This window comes from Paenibacillus sp. RRE4, assembly GCF_031844205.1.
Lineage (GTDB): Bacteria > Bacillota > Bacilli > Paenibacillales > Paenibacillaceae > Paenibacillus > Paenibacillus xylanexedens_B.
In genome coordinates this window covers 1-18,126 of record NZ_JAUZUT010000006.1, presented here as the reverse complement: position 1 = coordinate 18,126, position 18,126 = coordinate 1, and the positions used below count along the sequence as shown (strand labels likewise).

General features: G+C 48.3%; 12 protein-coding genes. 8 read left to right on the top strand and 4 right to left on the bottom strand.

From position 1 onward, the window contains the following. Nucleotides 1-117: 117 nt before the first annotated feature. Together Q9R46_RS22410 and Q9R46_RS22405 are read right to left on the bottom strand one after the other, a co-directional pair. Nucleotides 118-3,156, bottom strand: a complete 3,039-nt coding sequence (locus Q9R46_RS22410) for a DEAD/DEAH box helicase (RefSeq protein ID WP_397386403.1) — start codon at nt 3,154-3,156, stop codon at nt 118-120. Next, nucleotides 3,153-4,901 carry an SWIM zinc finger family protein gene (locus tag Q9R46_RS22405; RefSeq protein WP_311281855.1) on the bottom strand — a complete coding sequence of 583 codons (1,749 nt, stop codon included), beginning with the start codon at nt 4,899-4,901 and terminating at the stop codon, nt 3,153-3,155. The genes Q9R46_RS22410 and Q9R46_RS22405 overlap by 4 nt, the downstream gene beginning before the upstream one ends. A gap of 258 nt (nt 4,902-5,159) precedes the next feature. Between Q9R46_RS22405 and Q9R46_RS22400 the strand changes: the two genes are divergently transcribed. Further along, on the top strand, nt 5,160-5,984 hold the full coding sequence (locus Q9R46_RS22400; protein ID WP_311281854.1) for an endonuclease/exonuclease/phosphatase family protein: 825 nt from the start codon (nt 5,160-5,162) through the stop codon (nt 5,982-5,984). Between the two features lie 189 nt (nt 5,985-6,173). Here the strand turns inward: Q9R46_RS22400 and Q9R46_RS22395 are convergent, their stop codons facing one another. After that, a complete protein-coding gene (locus Q9R46_RS22395) occupies nt 6,174-7,001 on the bottom strand; it encodes a methyl-accepting chemotaxis protein (RefSeq protein WP_311281853.1) in 828 nt (275 codons plus the stop codon). Between the two features lie 358 nt (nt 7,002-7,359). On the opposite strand from Q9R46_RS22395, the gene Q9R46_RS22390 reads away from it, so the two are divergent. The 7 genes from Q9R46_RS22390 (at nt 7,360) to Q9R46_RS22360 (ending at nt 17,407) form a co-directional block, all read left to right on the top strand. Beyond that, on the top strand, nt 7,360-9,669 hold the full coding sequence (locus Q9R46_RS22390; RefSeq protein ID WP_311281852.1) for a glycoside hydrolase family 88/105 protein: 2,310 nt from the start codon (nt 7,360-7,362) through the stop codon (nt 9,667-9,669). Nucleotides 9,670-9,888: 219 nt separating this feature from the next. Then, the gene (locus tag Q9R46_RS22385) at nt 9,889-11,220 is read left to right on the top strand and encodes an ABC transporter substrate-binding protein (RefSeq protein ID WP_311281851.1); all 1,332 of its coding nucleotides are present in this window, start codon (nt 9,889-9,891) and stop codon (nt 11,218-11,220) included. 133 nt (nt 11,221-11,353) lie between these two features. Next, nucleotides 11,354-12,304, top strand: coding sequence for a carbohydrate ABC transporter permease (locus Q9R46_RS22380; protein ID WP_397351819.1), 951 nt, complete (start codon nt 11,354-11,356; stop codon nt 12,302-12,304). Beyond that, nucleotides 12,301-13,149 carry a carbohydrate ABC transporter permease gene (locus tag Q9R46_RS22375; RefSeq protein ID WP_145336082.1) on the top strand — a complete coding sequence of 283 codons (849 nt, stop codon included), beginning with the start codon at nt 12,301-12,303 and terminating at the stop codon, nt 13,147-13,149. The genes Q9R46_RS22380 and Q9R46_RS22375 overlap by 4 nt, the downstream gene beginning before the upstream one ends. 27 nt (nt 13,150-13,176) lie before the next feature. Beyond that, the gene (locus Q9R46_RS22370; RefSeq protein WP_311281850.1) at nt 13,177-15,066 is read left to right on the top strand and encodes a cache domain-containing sensor histidine kinase; all 1,890 of its coding nucleotides are present in this window, start codon (nt 13,177-13,179) and stop codon (nt 15,064-15,066) included. Further along, complete coding sequence (locus Q9R46_RS22365; protein ID WP_311281849.1) at nt 15,063-16,670, top strand: response regulator; 1,608 nt, start codon at nt 15,063-15,065, stop codon at nt 16,668-16,670. Before Q9R46_RS22370 ends, Q9R46_RS22365 begins: the two co-directional genes overlap by 4 nt. 182 nt (nt 16,671-16,852) lie before the next feature. Continuing rightward, nucleotides 16,853-17,407, top strand: a complete 555-nt coding sequence (locus Q9R46_RS22360; protein WP_311281848.1) for a GNAT family N-acetyltransferase — start codon at nt 16,853-16,855, stop codon at nt 17,405-17,407. Between the two features lie 404 nt (nt 17,408-17,811). Here the strand turns inward: Q9R46_RS22360 and Q9R46_RS22355 are convergent. After that, on the bottom strand, nt 17,812-18,126 hold a 315-nt coding region (locus tag Q9R46_RS22355; RefSeq protein ID WP_311281847.1), incomplete at its 5' end, for a hypothetical protein.

Here is an 18,126-nt window from a genome sequence, read left to right as displayed (position 1 = left end):
TAAAACAAGGTTTTGAATGGTACTTTAATCACAAACCACAACGTTACAAAAGCAAAAAAGAGCAAAGATGGAATCCACATTCCAAAGCTTCGCTCTTTTTTTATTTTGCCCCCAAGTTTAACCAGACCAGTCCCGGCGACGCGTGAATAAATCCTTCAGCTCATCGGTCGACAGTTCGGTAATCCAGTTCTCGGAGCTGGTGATGATGTTGTCGCTAAGCTGTTGCTTGCTCTCTAGCATCTCGTCGATGCGTTCCTCCAGTGTACCGAGAGAGATAAACTTGTGCACCTGTACATCCTTGGTTTGTCCCATCCGATAGGCCCGGTCTGTCGCCTGATTCTCTACCGCAGGGTTCCACCAGCGGTCAAAGTGGAAGACGTGATTGGCTGCTGTCAGATTAAGGCCGACACCGCCAGCCTTAATCGACAGAATGAAGACCGAAGGCTGCTTGTCCGCAGGCAGTGTGCGAGACTGGAATTCCTCAATCATGCGATCCCGTGCTGTCTTCGACGTGCCGCCATGCAGGTAGAGTACAGGTTCTTGCAGCTCCTGCCGTAGAACTTGCTGTAACATCTGCCCCATGCCGATATATTGTGTGAAAATAAGGCATCGTTCCCCCTCATCACGTAGCTCGCGGACAAGTTCCATCAGCCGTTCCAGCTTGGCCGAGCGGCTGATCAGCATCGCCATGTCCTGCGGGCTGTACACATCATAAGTTGAGGTTGCCGGGTCATCTGCAGGCAGCTCTTCAGGCAACGTTTCCTTGGTGAGCAAGAGTGGATGGTCACACAATTGCTTCAATTGGGTTAACGCGGAGAGAATCGCGCCTTTGCGTTTGATACCCTCCAGCTCTTTCATTTTATCCATCAGGGCTTGCACGGATTGGTCATATAATGCACTCTGTTCACCTGTGAGGTGAATATACGTTTTCATCTCATTTTTGTCCGGCAGATCGAGCTGGATATTCGGATCTTTTTTCTTGCGGCGAAGCATAAAAGGTTTTACGAGCTGTTGCAGATCCTGCATGCGCTGTTCATCCTTATCCTTTTCAATCGCACTGATGAAGCGGGTTTGAAATGCCCGGGCACTGCCCAGATAACCCGGATTGATGAAATCATAGATCGACCACAGCTCGGATAACCGATTTTCGATCGGTGTACCTGTGAGCGCAATGCGATGTTTCGCCGGGAAGCTACGTACAGCCACGGACTGTTTCGTCTGGGCATTCTTGATATTCTGTGCTTCATCGAGGCAGATGGCCGCCCATGTATAGTTTTCCAGTAATTCCTGATCCAGCGTCGCCGTGGCGTAAGAGGTAATGATAATATCCGACTGTTCGGCTTGCTCCCGGAATTCTTCTCCGTTTAACCGACGTGCCCCGTAATGCAGACTGACACGGATGGAGGGAGCAAAACGGCTAATTTCCTTCTGCCAGTTCCCGAGTACGGATGTTGGACAGATCAGAAGGGCGGGTGCTTGTCCCGGCAGTCTTGGCTCATGATCCTTGATGTGCAACAGATACGTAATGAACTGAATCGTTTTCCCAAGACCCATATCATCAGCAAGACAAGCGCCCAAGCCAAACCTGCGCAGAAAACCAAGCCATGCGAAGCCTTCCTTCTGATAGGAACGCAATTCTGCATGAAGTCCCTCCGGAACGGGCAGGGAAGGGGCTCCGCCTTGTCCGCCTCCAAGCTGGGCGATGACCCGGTTCAGATGATCATTTAACTCCACCTCAAGCCGGATACTCTCGCTGGACTGAGATGGCTCTGCTTCCTGTCCGCCCTCAGCCTGTTGACCTTCCTTCCATTTCTGCTTGGCATATTCCCGCTGTTCATTGTGAAGCAGATGAAGATGCAGAATATCCTGGAACGAGAGTCCTTGCTCCCGATCTACTCCGCCCATCGCTCTGCGAATTTGCTCCAGCAGATCGGGGTCCAGCGGCACCCATTCGCCACGGAATCGAACGAGCCGTTCGTTACGGGCGACGAGATCTGCAAATTCTTCTTCGCTAAGGTCACTGTCCCCAATGGCGATGCGCCAGTCAAAATGAATGATGGAGTCCAATCCAAAGAACGATTGGCCCCGCTCGCTACCTTCCTCCGGTTTTACCTTGGCTCGTAGCTTCGGTTTTTTCTTCCGGGCGGCTTCCCACCAGCCCGGCAACAGCACTTGCCATCCGGCGGCTAGCAAGCGACCGCTCTCTTGGGTGAGAAACTGCCAGGCTTGCTGATCATCCAGCGGATCGCTCAGAATATCTCGTCTGCCGCTGATGGAGCTACCAAGACGCGGCAGTTGCGCACGTAGCTGATCCAGCCAGCCAGCCGAGCGATCCAGAATAAATGGCGTCCAACCTTCGGGCCACTCGCCCTCCAGTCGTCCGCGTGAATCCAGCATGACTGGCACGAGAACAGCGGCGTCCAGCTTGTTCTGTAATACCAAACGCAGTCGCCATGAGAAGTCGTCCTCATCCGGCTCCTGCAATTGCAGCATCGGGCGGAAGGGTGCAGCATCGGCTTTCCAGCCGATGGACACCAGCCACGACCGAGCATCAAGACCACCTGTTCGCGGAAGCACTCCGCGCTCGGGGAAGAGCTGCGGGAACTCCCGCCGTAGGTCGGTGGCCGCTTCTTCGGAGCTGTACCAGCGCTGGAACACAGCAGCGGAGTAAGCTGCGCCAAGTCCTTCAGCGAAACTTTCGTCCGTCTGTTGCATGGCTTGGTGAAGTGCAGCCAGATCCTGCTTTTTCAGACTATCCAAGTCCCATGTCCATTGCAGTTGTCCGGCACGATAAGCCTCAAAGCTGGGTACATACTTGCGATGATCAATAGACGAGGACAGTATTGGGGCTAGTCGGATCAGGTACTCAGCCTGCTCATCCCACTTCCACTCAATATGAATCAGGGTCTTCATCTCCGCAAAGAATGGGAGAACCTCTTCCGCAGGCAAGACGACAAGCTCAATCTCTTCAATCTGTCGGATTTCAAGCTCCGTACCGTAAAAGGAGGGAGCATGCCATGCGAATAGACGCTGCTTCAACGACTGGCCTGACACAAAGTGATGTGTATTCAGGGCACCGTAAAATAGCGCATCGCCATAACCGGTCAAAGCTACGTGTACCTCAATCGTTTCGGTGTAAGGGTGAATTAGACTCATGGAATCAGTTTACCTTTCCGAAGCTCCTCCTGCAGGGCCCGCAAACGGCTGTTGCGAACAGCCAGTGCAGTGATGAACTGCTCCCACGGCTCCTCTTGCTTCATTTTTTTGTATATTTTGGACAGCCGTTTCAGCAACTTTACTGCGGCTTTATAACCATCCCTGTTCTTGTGCACGATATAACGCTCCACCGCCTGATGATAGAACGGCAAAAGCAACTCAGGGGCATCTTTCTCAATGGGCTGCAATACGGCTACTCGGAATTCGAGAGGCTCAGTGCCTGTACTCAGCTGAAAATCAATCCATCTGCGCCACTGTCCTCGCGAATGCATGGCATCCTCATAAGCAGGCCTGGAGTGGGGAAGCATGCTGACCAGCGTGTCCCACATCCGGTGCTCGGCGTCCGGGACATGCTGAATCGCGATATCCCACAATCGCATGTAATCCTGTAAAGGAGCATTACGGCGGTTTGCGAGCAGAGGCCCGAGCTGTACCAGCCATTCGGACAGACGTGTCCATTCAGCCGCATCGGTCAATGTATGGAGAAAGTACAGCAGGTGTTCTGGAGGAATACCATAAGCTGAGCTACCATGGATGAGTTTCTGCCAAGCCGATGAATCTTGTTCCAGATGGTAGTACATCCAGCTCTGCGCCAGAACAAGAGGCAATGGCAAAGTTACTTTTCTGGCGTTCTTCTCTGTGCCGGTAACAGCTCCTCCAGACGAAAGGATCTTTGCTTCTGCTTCGTTCAGTAGAAGTAGTTCTGACTCCAACATCGCCTGTCTACCTCGAAGCCAGGGCACAATCCAGTTTAGCCACAGCTTAGAGTAAATAGGGGTGAAGAACATCATATTTGCTGTCTCCGGCAACATCTCTGCCCGCAAATAAGCCGAAGTTTCGTCCAGCCTTGCCCAGAATTGTTCAAGTGCCGTGCTCTTCAATCCGGACAAGTCCAGCGACTGGAGCAGAAGGGTCTCAATTCCTTTTTGGAGAGCGTCTACTGCCAGCTGGGCAGGGTAACTTAAATACACAGGAGTATGCGTAATTGAATTGCGCGCGGGCGGTATACAGTAACGCATGAGGTAAAGCTGAACATGTAGCTCAAACAGCTGATCCATCGCTACTGACATCTTGGGTTTGATCGCGTATAGTTCATCCGCGGCTTCCTGAACGTAGGCCGTCGTTGCTGTTCCTGTGCCGAGTCGTTTGAGGCTCGCTCGAAATAGTTCGTGCCATTCCGTAATGTCCATTCCGGCGAGTTCGGTTGCCCGCTCCTTAATCTCGCTATACTGGTAGCCATCCGAAGAGTTGTCTTGGATAGCTTCCTCTTGTTTCGTAACATCGCCGAAGCTGTAAGCTCTCGCAGAAGTAGAACCTGCCGGTTTGCTGGTTTGTTTCAAGGCAGTACTTGCATGTGCATTGACCAGTGCAGGAACGGGGCGTCCTTGCTGTTCGGCGTAACTCATCAATACAGCGGCCATATGTTTGCATGGAGAGTTAACCGGACAGGCACAATAACTGCTGGACAAGTCCTGCATACGGAGCACGACCTCGTAAGATTCTGATCCTTGTACCTCGGCGGTAATAGCCTGAGCATCGTTGAAGTTTATAGATCCAACACGTTTCTGTTTATAATATTGGAATCCACGCATGATTGTCAGGTTGTTGAAGAGAGCTGCAACTTCACGAATCAGTGCTTGCCACTGCGTGTCATCCATGATCTGATCCTTAGGTATGTTCATCATTCCATCTCCTGGGGTATACATGGTTAACTAATGATGACGTCTTCGACGTCACGGCCTAGAGTTTCAATCCTTCCATTATACCTTCTATCATATCAGTTCTGGAGAAGCTCGTGCAGACGTCATCGGAATCTACTGCACGAATACTCCATATTGTGTATGCTTATCTTATAACGTATGTATTCGTTTCAGGAGCAGTACTGGCTGCGCGGCGGCCATATAAAGACAAGACTATATTCAACAACAGGAGCGAGCACAGAGATGAAAATCCTTACATTAAATGTCCATGCCTGGGCGGAAGAAAATCAACGGTACAAGATCAGCCAACTGGCTGATTTTATCAATACACATCAATTTGATATCATATCGATGCAAGAGGTAAACCAGCCGATTCAAGAAACGGCGCTGACCCAAGAGGAATTGCAGACGTATACAGCAACCGAAGCGGATGTGACGATTAAAAAAGATAACTACGCTCATGTCCTCCTACAGCAGTTGACCGAGACGTATTACTGGACCTGGATTCCAACACATATCGGGTTTCGTACATACGATGAGGGGCTGGCGATTCTAAGCCGGACACCCATTACTCGTACATTCGGCGAATACGTATCCCACATGCGGGATTATGACAACTATCGAACGCGCAAAATCGTCGGGATTGAGACTACCCCGGAAGGTGATTCCACATCCACATGGTTTGTGAATGGACATTATAACTGGTGGGATGATGCACAGGAACCTTTTAAGGGACAATGGGATTTAACCGAGCGTGTGCTTGCACCATATATGCATCAACCCTTGTATCTGATGGGGGACTTCAACAATGTCGCGGAGATTCGTGGACAAGGCTACGATTACATGGTGGAGCATGGCTGGAATGATCTGTACACGACAGCCAGGCAAAAAGACGACGGAGCTACTGTAGTCAAAGCGATTGCCGGCTGGGCGAATAATGAACAACCGCTAAGGATTGATTATATTTTCTCGAATCGTCCTATCCAGGCTCAAACCTCCAACGTTGTGTTAAATGGTAAAAATGGGCCTGTCGTATCCGATCATTTTGGTGTTGCGGTAGAGATATAAGGATCTTCCGAGTTTATGCTTTCGCACGTACATTCTCTTTCCCGTGTACGCCTGAATGCTATATTCAATCATGTACATAGCAAGCCTCCGCTCATTTCCCGAACAGGGAATGACAGCGGGGGCTCTTGGTGTGTCTTGATGGGACTATTTCTTATGTAATTCGTGAGGACTAGGGTTAATTACTCAAGTTTACTCAAGCGCGAGCATCTGCTGTACAAACTTTTTCAAATTCGTACTGGTCTCGCTCAGTTGTTCGATACTCTGCATAAATTCTGTCACAAGCTTGGCTTGATCTCCAGTTGCTGTCGTAATCTGGCCAATTTCTTGTTCCATATATTTCATGGAATGTTGCACACTGCCCAGAGAGGTCTCGATATCCGATGCAGCTTGTTTCGTATGATCGGAGAGTTTACGGACCTCACTAGCTACGATGCCGAATCCGGCTCCTTGCTCACCGACACGGGCGGCCTCGATCATTGCATTTAATCCAAGTAGATTGGTTTGTTCGGACACTTCACGAATCACGTTAGTGACTTTTGTGACGTTAATTGAATTTTCGGATGCCTTTTTAGAATTTCGCAAAATTTCCTCCGAGGTTGTTGACAGTTGCTCCGAATGAGCTGCAATTTGCTGAATGCCGCCAACAAGGGAGTTGATTGTTGTTTCACTTTCGCTAATCAGCGTTTCCAGTGTCAGGTGATTATCAAGTGCATAGTTGACCCCCAGGATGCCGACAACTTGTCCGTTTTCTTTTACAGGGATGAGGATGGAATCGAACGGCCTCCCTTGGAGATCACCAGGCATACGCACAATAGTGCGGGAATCCTTGTTGCTTAGCATTTTGAAATGTTTGTAGTCATCATCTAGTTCGTCGCCGGCTTTTACACCAATATCTAGACTTTGGGCTTCGGAGAAATATAATACCTTTTCATGATCATTGATCGATATGGAGATATCATCACGGAACATTTGACGTACGAAGGGCATCGAATTGACCAGAGATTCAAGCGTATTCAATATAAATCTGTCCTTTCCAAAATAGTATGAGTTGTTATTAAACTACCTCATATATATCGGCTACGTCTCGAATTTCTTTTAACCATGATTGTAACAGGTACCATATATTTCATGGTTTTGGTGAGCGAAGAGATGATTTGTGATTGTATTGTAAGCGTAAACAAAAATCTATAGCCACCATGAGCTATGTCAGTTATACTAGGATTATTAATCGGTATGAATGTTAAAAGTAATACTTTTGTCATCCCCACAAAGGGTCAACCTTACTGAGGTTAAGCGCTATATCTATATCCTGAAAATAGGTGAACAACGTCCTGTAAACAAGCATGGGCTTTATAAGATGGAGAAGTACTTCAACATGAGAGGAATGTGGCATTCAATGACAACGTATTTCAGTGAACCGCAGAGCATGTATTATCGATTTGGAGAAGATCAGGAGCAGGTATTGAAGGTGCTTGCCGAAAGATATATTGGTGCTAATGCACAGGCCGATTTCGTATATCGGGCGTTTCAGCACTCCGGAATTTTGCAAAATGATAAAGGGCTTTATGATTTGAATCTTGGTAAACGCTTTCCAAATGCGCCGAAAGATCACATCTCCTATGCCGCAGCACTGGTATGGGGGGATGAGAACCGTAATCTCGATGTGCTGGTACGTTGCTATGGACCGGTCCGTTTTTATTTTAACAGCGAGTTGATCTACCGTTCTACGGTCATTGATGAGATAACGCCAGATGCCACGGTGAAGCTTGGAATTGACATTCAGCCTGGCTGGAATACCGTGTGGCTGGAGATGAAAAACACCCCTGCCGGATTCGGATGCCAGTTCGGTTCTGATGAGGGCAAAGTACGTATTCTTAATGTGCTTGCTCCTTTTCAGGAGCGTTCTGGTCAAGCAGGATGGGTCTTCTCTGAACCTGTTACATCTGCACAAGCCCAGCCAAACCTGCTCGCGAGTCAAGGAGAGAGTGATCTTAAATGGTTGCCAGAGACCCAGTGGTCTGCTTCCGATCGGAATAAACCGGCTTTGGAACGAATCTATGGACTGCTTCCGGGCAGACATGCTTATGCATGGACGCACCTGAACAATCGTGATACCTCTGGACGTCCGGTTCGATTATCTGGACAATCCTCTGGTCCAATACAGATCTGGCTCGGGGACAAGTCGGTTGCAACAATAAAAAATGCAGGATCGTTTGAAGTACAGGTAGAAGCCGCATTTGGCCGAAATGATCTTCTGGTACGAAGTGAATGTCAAGCCGGTGCTGGCTCATGGGGGTTTGACCTGAAAGCTTCCGTCGGTACAGAGTCTCTTCAGTTGGAGCTTCCGCAACGAGTGCAGGGAGCATTGGAGGAATGTTGGTTCTATGCAGGTCCTTTTGAATCTGGAGCCGAGCCGGAACTTGCAGACTTGATGCGCTTGGATCGCGTGTACCGGACTAATGCAGGACAGCAAGGTACAGGGACGAGCGGCGTTTCGCAAGCAGAGCAGACGTACTGGCGTTTGGATCGGCCAGACACGTTCATCCGACCTTATTATGAAAATGCGATGCTGAGCAATAAATGGACCGTGGGCAGTGTAACCAACTACGGACGTTGGGACTACCCGCTGGGTGTCACAGTCTATGGCCTGCTCCAGGCGGGACGATATATGCAAAGAACAGATATTACGCGTTATGCCGCAGAACATGTACAGTCATGCACCCGGATGTATGAGTACTCTGTATGGGATCGTGAGCAGTATGGTTTCCCTTCTATTAATCAGCAGTTAATTATGTTGAAAATGTTGGACAACTGTGGTTCCTTCGGCTCAGCGATGTTGGAATCATATACGGAATGCAAGGAACCAACTTTCCTTCCCATTGCTGAACGAATCGCAGACTTTATGCTTAACCGTTTGGAGCGTCAAGCGGACGGGGCGTTCTATCGCACATGTGCTGGGGAATATGCCGAGAATACGATGTGGGCGGATGACCTTTACATGAGTACACCATTCTTGGTGCGGTATGCTCGTGTGACAGGGAAATCCGAAGCACTCGATGAGGCGGCCAAACAGTTTTCACTGTATCGCAAATATTTGTTTATGCCTGAATACAAGATCATGTCTCATGTATATGATTTCAAATATAAACAGGCGACTCAGATTCCTTGGGGGCGTGGTAACGGGTGGACTCTTTTCTCCCTGACGGAAGTACTGGAGGCATTGCCTGAAGATCACGCGGAGCGTCCCGCTTTAATCGAGTTTTTCAACGAGCTATGCGAGGGTTATGCAGCACTGCAAAGCGAAAGCGGGCTCTGGCATCAGGTGTTGAATCATTCAGAAACGTATCTGGAAGCCTCCTGTACAGCCATGTTTGCGTATGGTTTCGCACGTGGTGTGCGTTTCGGCTGGTTTAAAGATCCTTCGGCATACGTTACAGCGGCTCAGCGGGCCTGGAAGGGGCTGGTAAGCAACGCCATTGACCGTCAAGGGAACGTTCATGGTGTATGTAGCGGCTCAAGATATGCATTCACGGCTGAATACTACGATCAAGATTTGCGTACCGTTACCAATGATAATCACGGGATCGGGATTATGATGCTGGCTGGAACAGAGGTAGCCCAAATGGAAAAATATTTATCGGCGCGCCCGGCGAAGTCTGCAACTTCTGCCGTGCATTCCGGTTAAACTAGGTCGTACCAGCTTCCTATCTGTTTCATTTTACTCCTTGTCCATCATGAAGGAATGAGCGCCACCGGGAATGTGGTTTCCGGTGGTTTTTTTTCCGATGAACCCCTTACTTTTTTGACAGGATAGCTTACTTTTGTTTATGTCATGTAAAGGGACAGGCGATTACAATAGTTTTGTAAGCGATTTCATATAAGCAAAAGGGGAGGAAATTCATTCATGATCATCAACAAAAAGTGGGTAACCCTGTTCTGCCTGTCCCTATTATTATTCGCTACAGCCTGTTCTGGAGGAACCTCAAGCACACCGGCATCTTCCGGTGAATCAGGCCAAGGCGGTGCTTCCGACAAAATTGAACTGCGCATGACCTGGTGGGGATCACAGACCAGACATGATCTGACAACCAAAGTGATTAAACTGTTTGAAGAGAAACATCCAGGCATTACGATTAAAGCTGAATATTCGGGCTGGGATGGATATTTTGACAAACTTACGACTCAGGTTGCAGGCTCGAACGCTCCGGATATCATCCAGATGGATTACGCGTTTCTGACGGACTTTGCACGGCGCGGTGCTTTGCTTGACTTGACGCCTTATGCAGATAAAGAGCTACGCATCAAAGACCACGACAAGAGCATGATTACAGCCGGATCGATTGATGATAAATTATATGCCATCACCCTTGGGGTGAATGCGCCAGGTGTCATTTACGATGCAACATTATTCCAGCAACTGGGCATTGAAGAGCCGAAGGAAAGCTGGACATGGGAGGACTTCTCGGCCATTGCAGCCAAGATTGCTGCAGCGAAGGGAGAAGGATTCTACGGTTCGGCTGATATTTCCGGTGCTACGAATATGTTTGAGGTATTTGTACGCCAGTCCGGCAAAGGTTTGTTCGAGGATGGTACCATGACGGCAACAAGTGACCAATTAAAAGAGTGGTTTGAGATGTGGGCTGCGTTGCGTGAGAACAGAGGGGCTACATCCGCTGAAGTCGCTGCTTCCACAACAAATGCACTTGAAACCAGACCGATTTCTTTGGGTACAGCGGCTATGGACTTTGCGTGGTCCAACCAACTGCTTACGTTCCAACAAGTGAACAAAAACCAGGATCATAAGCTTGGCATTCAAGTGTTGCCACATGGTGTGAACGAACAACGGATCGGCGAGTATCTGAAGCCAGGCCAGTTCCTGTCCGGTTATGCCAAATCCAAACATCCAAAAGAAGTAGCCATGTTCATTGACTTTATGGTGAATGACCCTGAAGCGACAGCGATTCTTGGATCAGAGCGCGGTGTACCGGTCAATGCAAGCATCCGTGAGCAGATGCAACCGAAGCTGTCAGAGGGAGAAAAAGTCATTTTCCAATTCATTGACACTGTATCAAAGCATTCCAGTGAAATTAGCCCACCATACCCGCAAGGTTTTGCTGAAGTAGACACGAGTTTCAAAAGTGCAAGCGAACAGATCGCTTTTGGCCAAGGTAGTATGACGGACATCATTGCCCAGTTTATTGAGGGTGCCAAAGCAACGCTTGGATCAAGCCAGTAAAGAGAATGTAACTTGTAGCTAGACGAGTTTAACCTGTATCTGTATCTGTAAATATATCGCGTAGATATATTTACAGATACAACTGGCAGAAACCGTTCTGATTAACTTCAAATACTGCGGGGAGGTTGCGAAAATGACGACATCACAGGTCAGTCAAGCCAGAATCGAGAAAGTAGCCGCCCGGCGCATGAAACGTCGATACGCCCATAATGGAGCCGCACTGCTTTTTCTCGCCCCTTGGCTTGTCGGATTAGTATTTCTGACCCTGGGTCCCATGCTTGCTTCGTTATACATTTCCTTTACCGATTATAGTATCCTGGCGGCCCCGAACTGGGTTGGTCTGAATAACTACGTCACCATGTTTACGTCTGACAAGCTGTTCACCAAGTCACTTCAGGTGACATTTACCTACGTTGCTGTCTCCGTTCCACTCAAACTGATTTTTGCCCTATTTGTCGCGATGCTGCTCAACAAAGGCATTCGCGGACTTGGCATATACCGCACCGTGTATTACATCCCGACATTGCTGGGAGGTAGCGTAGCTATCGCAATGTTGTGGCGTAAAATGCTGGGCGGTGACGGATTGCTCAACAGCGTACTGGCGATGGTAGGCATTAAAGCACCTGACTGGGTTGCTAATCCGAAGTACGCACTGTATTCCATTGTTCTGTTGTCTGTATGGCAGTTCGGTTCATCCATGATCATATTCCTGGCAGGGCTCAAACAGATTCCACCGGAGTATGATGAAGCTTCTGCGGTAGACGGTGCGGGTCCGATGCGGAGATTTTTCTATATCACATTGCCGATCCTGTCACCTGTCATCTTCTTTAACTTAGTTATGCAGCTGATTACGTCCTTTCAATCGTTCACACAGGCTTTCATTATCAGTAACGGCAGCGGGGGTCCGGTAAATTCCACATTGATGTACTCTCTCTATCTATACAAAAAAGGGTTCTCCTTCTTCCAGATGGGTTATGCTTCTGCCATGGCGTGGGTGCTGGTAATCCTGATCGGCGTATTTACATTGCTCGTATTCCGCAGCAGCAAGTTGTGGGTACACTATGAGGATGGTGGAAAATCATGATTGGACAACGTAACTCCGTAGCATGGATTGTCACCAAACATGTACTGATTTCAGGTATTGCCCTTGTGATGCTCTATCCTGTTCTGTGGATGCTGGGCAGCTCGTTCAAGCCGGGGCATATGATTTTTACAGAGACCTGGTTCTGGCCAAAGGAGTGGAATTGGCAAAATTACATGACAGGCTGGTCCGGTGCTCAAGGGAATGCCTTTTCCAAATTTCTGACCAACTCCGTGGTTCTGTCGCTTGGAGCCGTGCTGGGCAATGTGATCTCCTGTTCGATGGCCGCCTATGCCTTCGCCCGGCTAAACTTCCGCTTCAAAGCGATCTGCTTCGGGCTAATGCTGATGACGATTATGCTACCGCATCATGTTACGCTAATCCCGCAGTATATTCTCTTTAATAAGTTGGAGTGGGTGAATACGTACTTGCCGCTTGTTGTACCAAAATGGCTGGCAACGGATGCATTCTTCATCTTCCTGATGGTACAGTTTTTCCGGGGATTACCTCGGGAATTGGATGAAGCTGCGACGATCGACGGTTGTGGCCCGGTAAGAATCTATACCAAAATCATTATCCCGCTCGCTTTTCCGGCACTGGTAACGACGATGATCTTTACGTTCTTGTGGACATGGGATGATTTCTTCAGTCAATTGATCTACCTGAGCGATGTGAGCAAGTACACCGTTCCGCTGGGACTACGCCTGTTCCTGGATTCGAGCTCACAGTCCGATTGGGGTCCGATGTTTGCCATGTCTGTTTTATCCCTTGTGCCATGTTTTATCGTATTTATCGTGTGTCAGAAGTACTTCGTGGAAGGAATCGCGACCTCTGGGCTCAAAGGGTAATTCCAAGACGAAACGAGTTGATTCCGAGTGCGAAAAACAAGATGCTCTACCTACATTCTTCAAAAGTTACAACAAAGCAAGCTCTCCACATTGATGGTGACTTGCTTTATTGCGTTTAATTTGTTGCTTGTTTCCATTATTGTATGGCTGGCCTACCAATCTTTCTCGGCGGTCACATTTGCCGAAATCAGCAAAGCACGTCTTGCTCTTTTGAATGAGAGCACCAGGCGGGGCTTTGATTTTATTACTGGGGTAACAGGCACGGCCTATGGGCTTGCAAGCAACAGGGAGCTGTCCAATTTGCTGGATACATCCCGTACGGGCAGGTTGGCACAGATTCATCAGCGGAGAGAGGTTTCAAAAATTCTGGATCATACCATGGTGGTGAGTGATGGGATTACCTCGATTGAGCTGTACACCGATGCCTTTAATGAAGTGACGGTGACGATGGCTGACCGTATTTTCCCTGTAGATGTTATATCGAATGATTCATGGTTTGCAGCACTGGATAAAGCGGACGCAGCCTGGGTTCCGTTAGGTGAAAATGAGTCAGGGCAATCTTTAGTGGGATATGCACAGCGCATCTATGACAGTCGAGGGGGGACGGTCGCTTACGTACTCATTCGTCTAAGCAGAGCGGATATCGTACGCAGGTTTGCCGATGTTCCAATGGTGCTCGATGGCAAAGTGCTACTGGTCGATACCGCAGGCAATGTGGTGATGCGGATGGGGAAATCGGATCCGTCAGGGGGGAGTGCAGCTGCGTCTGATCAAGAAGATCGATCACGTTCTGGAGAAAAACAGACTATAATTCAAGGAACGGTGGATGGGACCGATTCATCTTCTTCTATTATAGATAGTGCCTGGATTCAGGAGCATGCTCGGCCTGGGGAAGATGGATTCGAGGTGGTATCAGGTCAACCGGGTGGAGCAGAATTGGTGCTGTACTCCAGACCTGCTATGCTTCAGTGGCGTCTTGTGCAGACCATTCCTGTATATACCTTGTTATCCCCGGTGCGCCAAGCAGGCTGGCAGATTCTCGGCATCGCCGTGTTTGGACTGTTATGCTCGGCTGTGCTTGCATATTTGTTTGTACGGCAGATTATTCGGCCTCTGCGCCAACTGATCAAACGAATGAGACAGCTTGAAAAAGGGGACTTCGATACGCGTGTAAAACTGTCGTTTACAGAGGAGTACGCCCATCTCGCGTATGGTTTTAACCATATGGCTTCACAGCTTACGATGCTGATGGAGCAGGTCAAGGAAGAGAGCCGAGCGAAACGGGAAGCACAAACCAGCTTACTTGAGGCTCAGATCAAACCCCATTTCCTATACAATACGCTGGATATGATTCACTGGCGTGCACTTGATTATGAAGCGAAGGACATTAGTCGTATGATTGTGCAATTGAGCAAGCTGCTACGGATTGGGCTGAGTGGGGGCCGGTTGTTTATCCGTGTAAGGGATGAATTAGAGCATGCCCGTTGTTACGTCAGCATTCAATCTGAACGCTTACCGTTCTCGATTCAATATGAGGAGCGCATTGATCCACGTATACGTGGGTGCCACATCCCCAAGATCATCTTGCAACCCTTTATTGAAAATGCCGTGATGCATGGGCATCCATCAGAAGGAACGTTGCGTATCCAAGTATGTATTGCCCCGGCGGAAGGATCTGTTGCTGACATCACCATTCGAATCACGGATAATGGACAAGGTTTGCCGGAGGATTGGAACATGGAGGATGCGCGCGGTATCGGTGTTCGTAATGTACATCAACGCATTCAGTTGTATTGTGGACAAAGGTATGGCGCGCAACTACGGAATGGAAGTTCAGGCGGTGTCGAAGTGGAGATTACACTACCGCGCATTGAGACCGAAGAGCAATTAAATCTGTGGCTGGACGGTGAAAAATGATGAAAACCATTATGCTTGTCGATGACGACCCGCATATTATTAAAGCGCTGACCGAGCATATTAACTGGCCCTCCTTGGGCCTGAGTATTGCTGGTACAGCGGCAAACGGGGTGGACGCACTTGAACTGTTCCACTGCGTGCATCCGGATCTTGTCATGACCGACGTATACTTGCCGGGTATGACCGGGCTTGAAGTTACGCAGGAACTGCGGCGTGACTATCCCCACTTGCCGATTATCATCCTTAGCGGATATGACGAATTCGAAAACGCCAGAGCGGCTATGCGCTGGGGCGTGAATCACTTTTTGCTAAAGCCAGCAGAGGTGGAGGAGATTGAGTCAGTGCTGCGGGAGGTGTTACTGGAACAAGATGTGCGAGAGCGACGAGAGCGGCTGGAGCGGACGTACAAACAAGAAGCGGGACGCGTGCTCCCATACTTACGCAAACAGTTCCTTCATGAGTTGCTGACTACACGTTATCGAGCGGACGAATTACCCGAGGCACGGATGGAATATATCGGATTTGCAATCTATGATAAAGTTCGTGCAGTCAGTTTGCAGCTGAATCGTCCGGGGTTTATGACACGTATGAAAGAGCGGGACTGGCAACTGTTACGTTATGGAGCGGCGGATATCATTCAGGAGACCGTAAAGCAGCAGGCCGCTAGGATGGCAAATGGCCAGGTAGAGGTGGTGGATTATTCTGACCAGGTATTTGTGCTCGTTATGCTCGGAGACAAGGATTATTTGGAGGACTTGCAGGCTCTCGTAGGCCAGATGATTGATCAAATCTTTACGTATCTGAAAATTGAAGTTAGCGCCGGCATTGGTCGGGTGAAAGATCATCCCTGCGAGGTTATCGACTCTTATCTGGAGAGCAGGGAAGCTGTAGAACGAGCCGAGTTTCAGGGCGGGAACCGCATATATCATGTGGAAACAGCGGAAGGGGTGGAGCAGAGTATTACGGATTACTCTTTGCTGCTCCATCAGTGGGATGAGGCGTGGACTGATCTACGTATTAATGAGGCGGAGGAGGTCTGGCATCAACTATTCCAATCGCTGCAAGAGGGGAACTGTGCGAGCATTCAGGATACCCAGGTGGTAGCGGTTAGTTTATTTGATACGATGATGCACAGCTGGAAAAAGCAACATCCGTTGCTGACACCGCCACTCACGATGAGTGATTTTCTGCGTGAAATACAGTCTAAATATGCCTTGCATGATCTCATAAACTGGATGGATGGCGTCATTAAGGGATGGCTGGAGCAGATCCGGAAGGAGATGGGGGAGAAGAAAAGCAACAAGCTTATCGCACAAGTGAAACAATACGTAGAGGAGCATTATGCAGAGGAAATCAGTTTTGAGGCCATCGCCAAAGGTCTTTTTGTGCACCCCAAGTATTTAAGCCAGCTATTCAAAAGGGTAACGGGAGAGAATTTTGTCAGCTATCTGAACGGGTATCGTATCCAGCGGGCAGTGGAGCTTTTGCAGTCGGGACATTATATGGTGTACGAAGTCAGTGAGATGACGGGGTTCCGAAATGCGACGTATTTTAGCCAGGTGTTCAAGATGTTAACGGGGAAAAGCCCGTCAGAGGTGGGTTGAGGTGGAAGAGTTGTCAGTCTGGCAAGTTGAAGATTCGGGGTTCCGAGCCAGATTGAATTAGGTAATTGCACTGAAAAGAGCATTATTAAGTGGAGAATGACGCAACGAGAGTATAGAATGTACCCTAACCGGAGTAAATAATGTTGTTTAATGATAAGCGTGAAAGGTGTGAGAGGGGCAAAATGATCATTGATGACCAGGAGTATCGAGTCAAAGGGATGCAATATACCATTCGTTCAGCCGTGGAAAAGGATGCGGATACGTTGTGCTCACTTCGTGTGCAGCTGGACGGAGAGACGGAAAACATGGATCGTGAAGCGGGAGAAGCCTTCATTGATGTTGCTGGTTTCAGAGAGCTGATTCGCATGGATACCGCAAAGCGTAACCATCTGTTTCTGGTTGCAGTGGCATCGGGTGATATTGTCGGGTACTGCAGGTGTGCCGGATCTGAGTTAAAGCGTTTTTCGCATCAGGTTGAGTTTGGAGTATGTGTTGCCCGTTCTTTCTGGGGATATGGCATAGGAAAAGAGTTATTGGAGTCGTCCTTACAATGGGTAGAACAACAAGGGATTGAAAAGGTAACGTTGAAGGTACTTGCGACGAATGATAAAGCGATACGATTATATGAGGCAGACGGTTTTGAGATTGAAGGTGTACTCAAGCGAGATCGACGGCATGCGGATGGACAGTATTACGATACCGTGGTAATGGCCAGATTTTTCGATGGGATGAAGTAGGGGAGGAAGTAAGTGCGGTTGTTTAGAGACTAGAATAAATGAGTACATGATACCAAGGGTAGCTTTAACTATAACAATGGATGATAGGGTGATATAATGGATGCAGGCATGAGGATAATCATTAAGGAAACAATGGCCTGCTTATTCTTATTCTATTAATTGATGTGCAGGAGTAGTAGTAAGTATTTAAAAGAATGCAACATATTAGTGTAGTATCAATATTCATTATACAAGTGTGTTGAAGTTCCTATATAATAGTAATCAGTAATCTTTTTAAAAGAATACCTACTGGGATATTTTACAAGTTGTCAAAGGGTTGTACGTTATGGTATATTCTAAATCCGGCCAAGAAAACACAGCTTATGTGGTGCGGCAAGCAAATAATAATAAGCTTCGAAAGAAACTTAAAAAAAAGCTTGCAAAGTTGGCTTGGAAGTGATATGATATAAAAGTTGCTGAAGAGAAATGAATTCAGCTGCGGAACAAGTTTGATCTTTGAAAACTGAACAACGAGTGAGTAAACATTCTGCTTGCAGAATGACGTGAAGGTCTTTGGTACATGCCATCTGGCTGTATGAAAGCTGGAACACAAATGAGATTTTTAATCTCGTCAGATTCAAAATGAGCTTATCGCTCTTTTCAATACCCCGATGAGTTTCACAGCGTCTAACGTCGCTGACGAAATTCATCTTTATTGGAGAGTTTGATCCTGGCTCAGG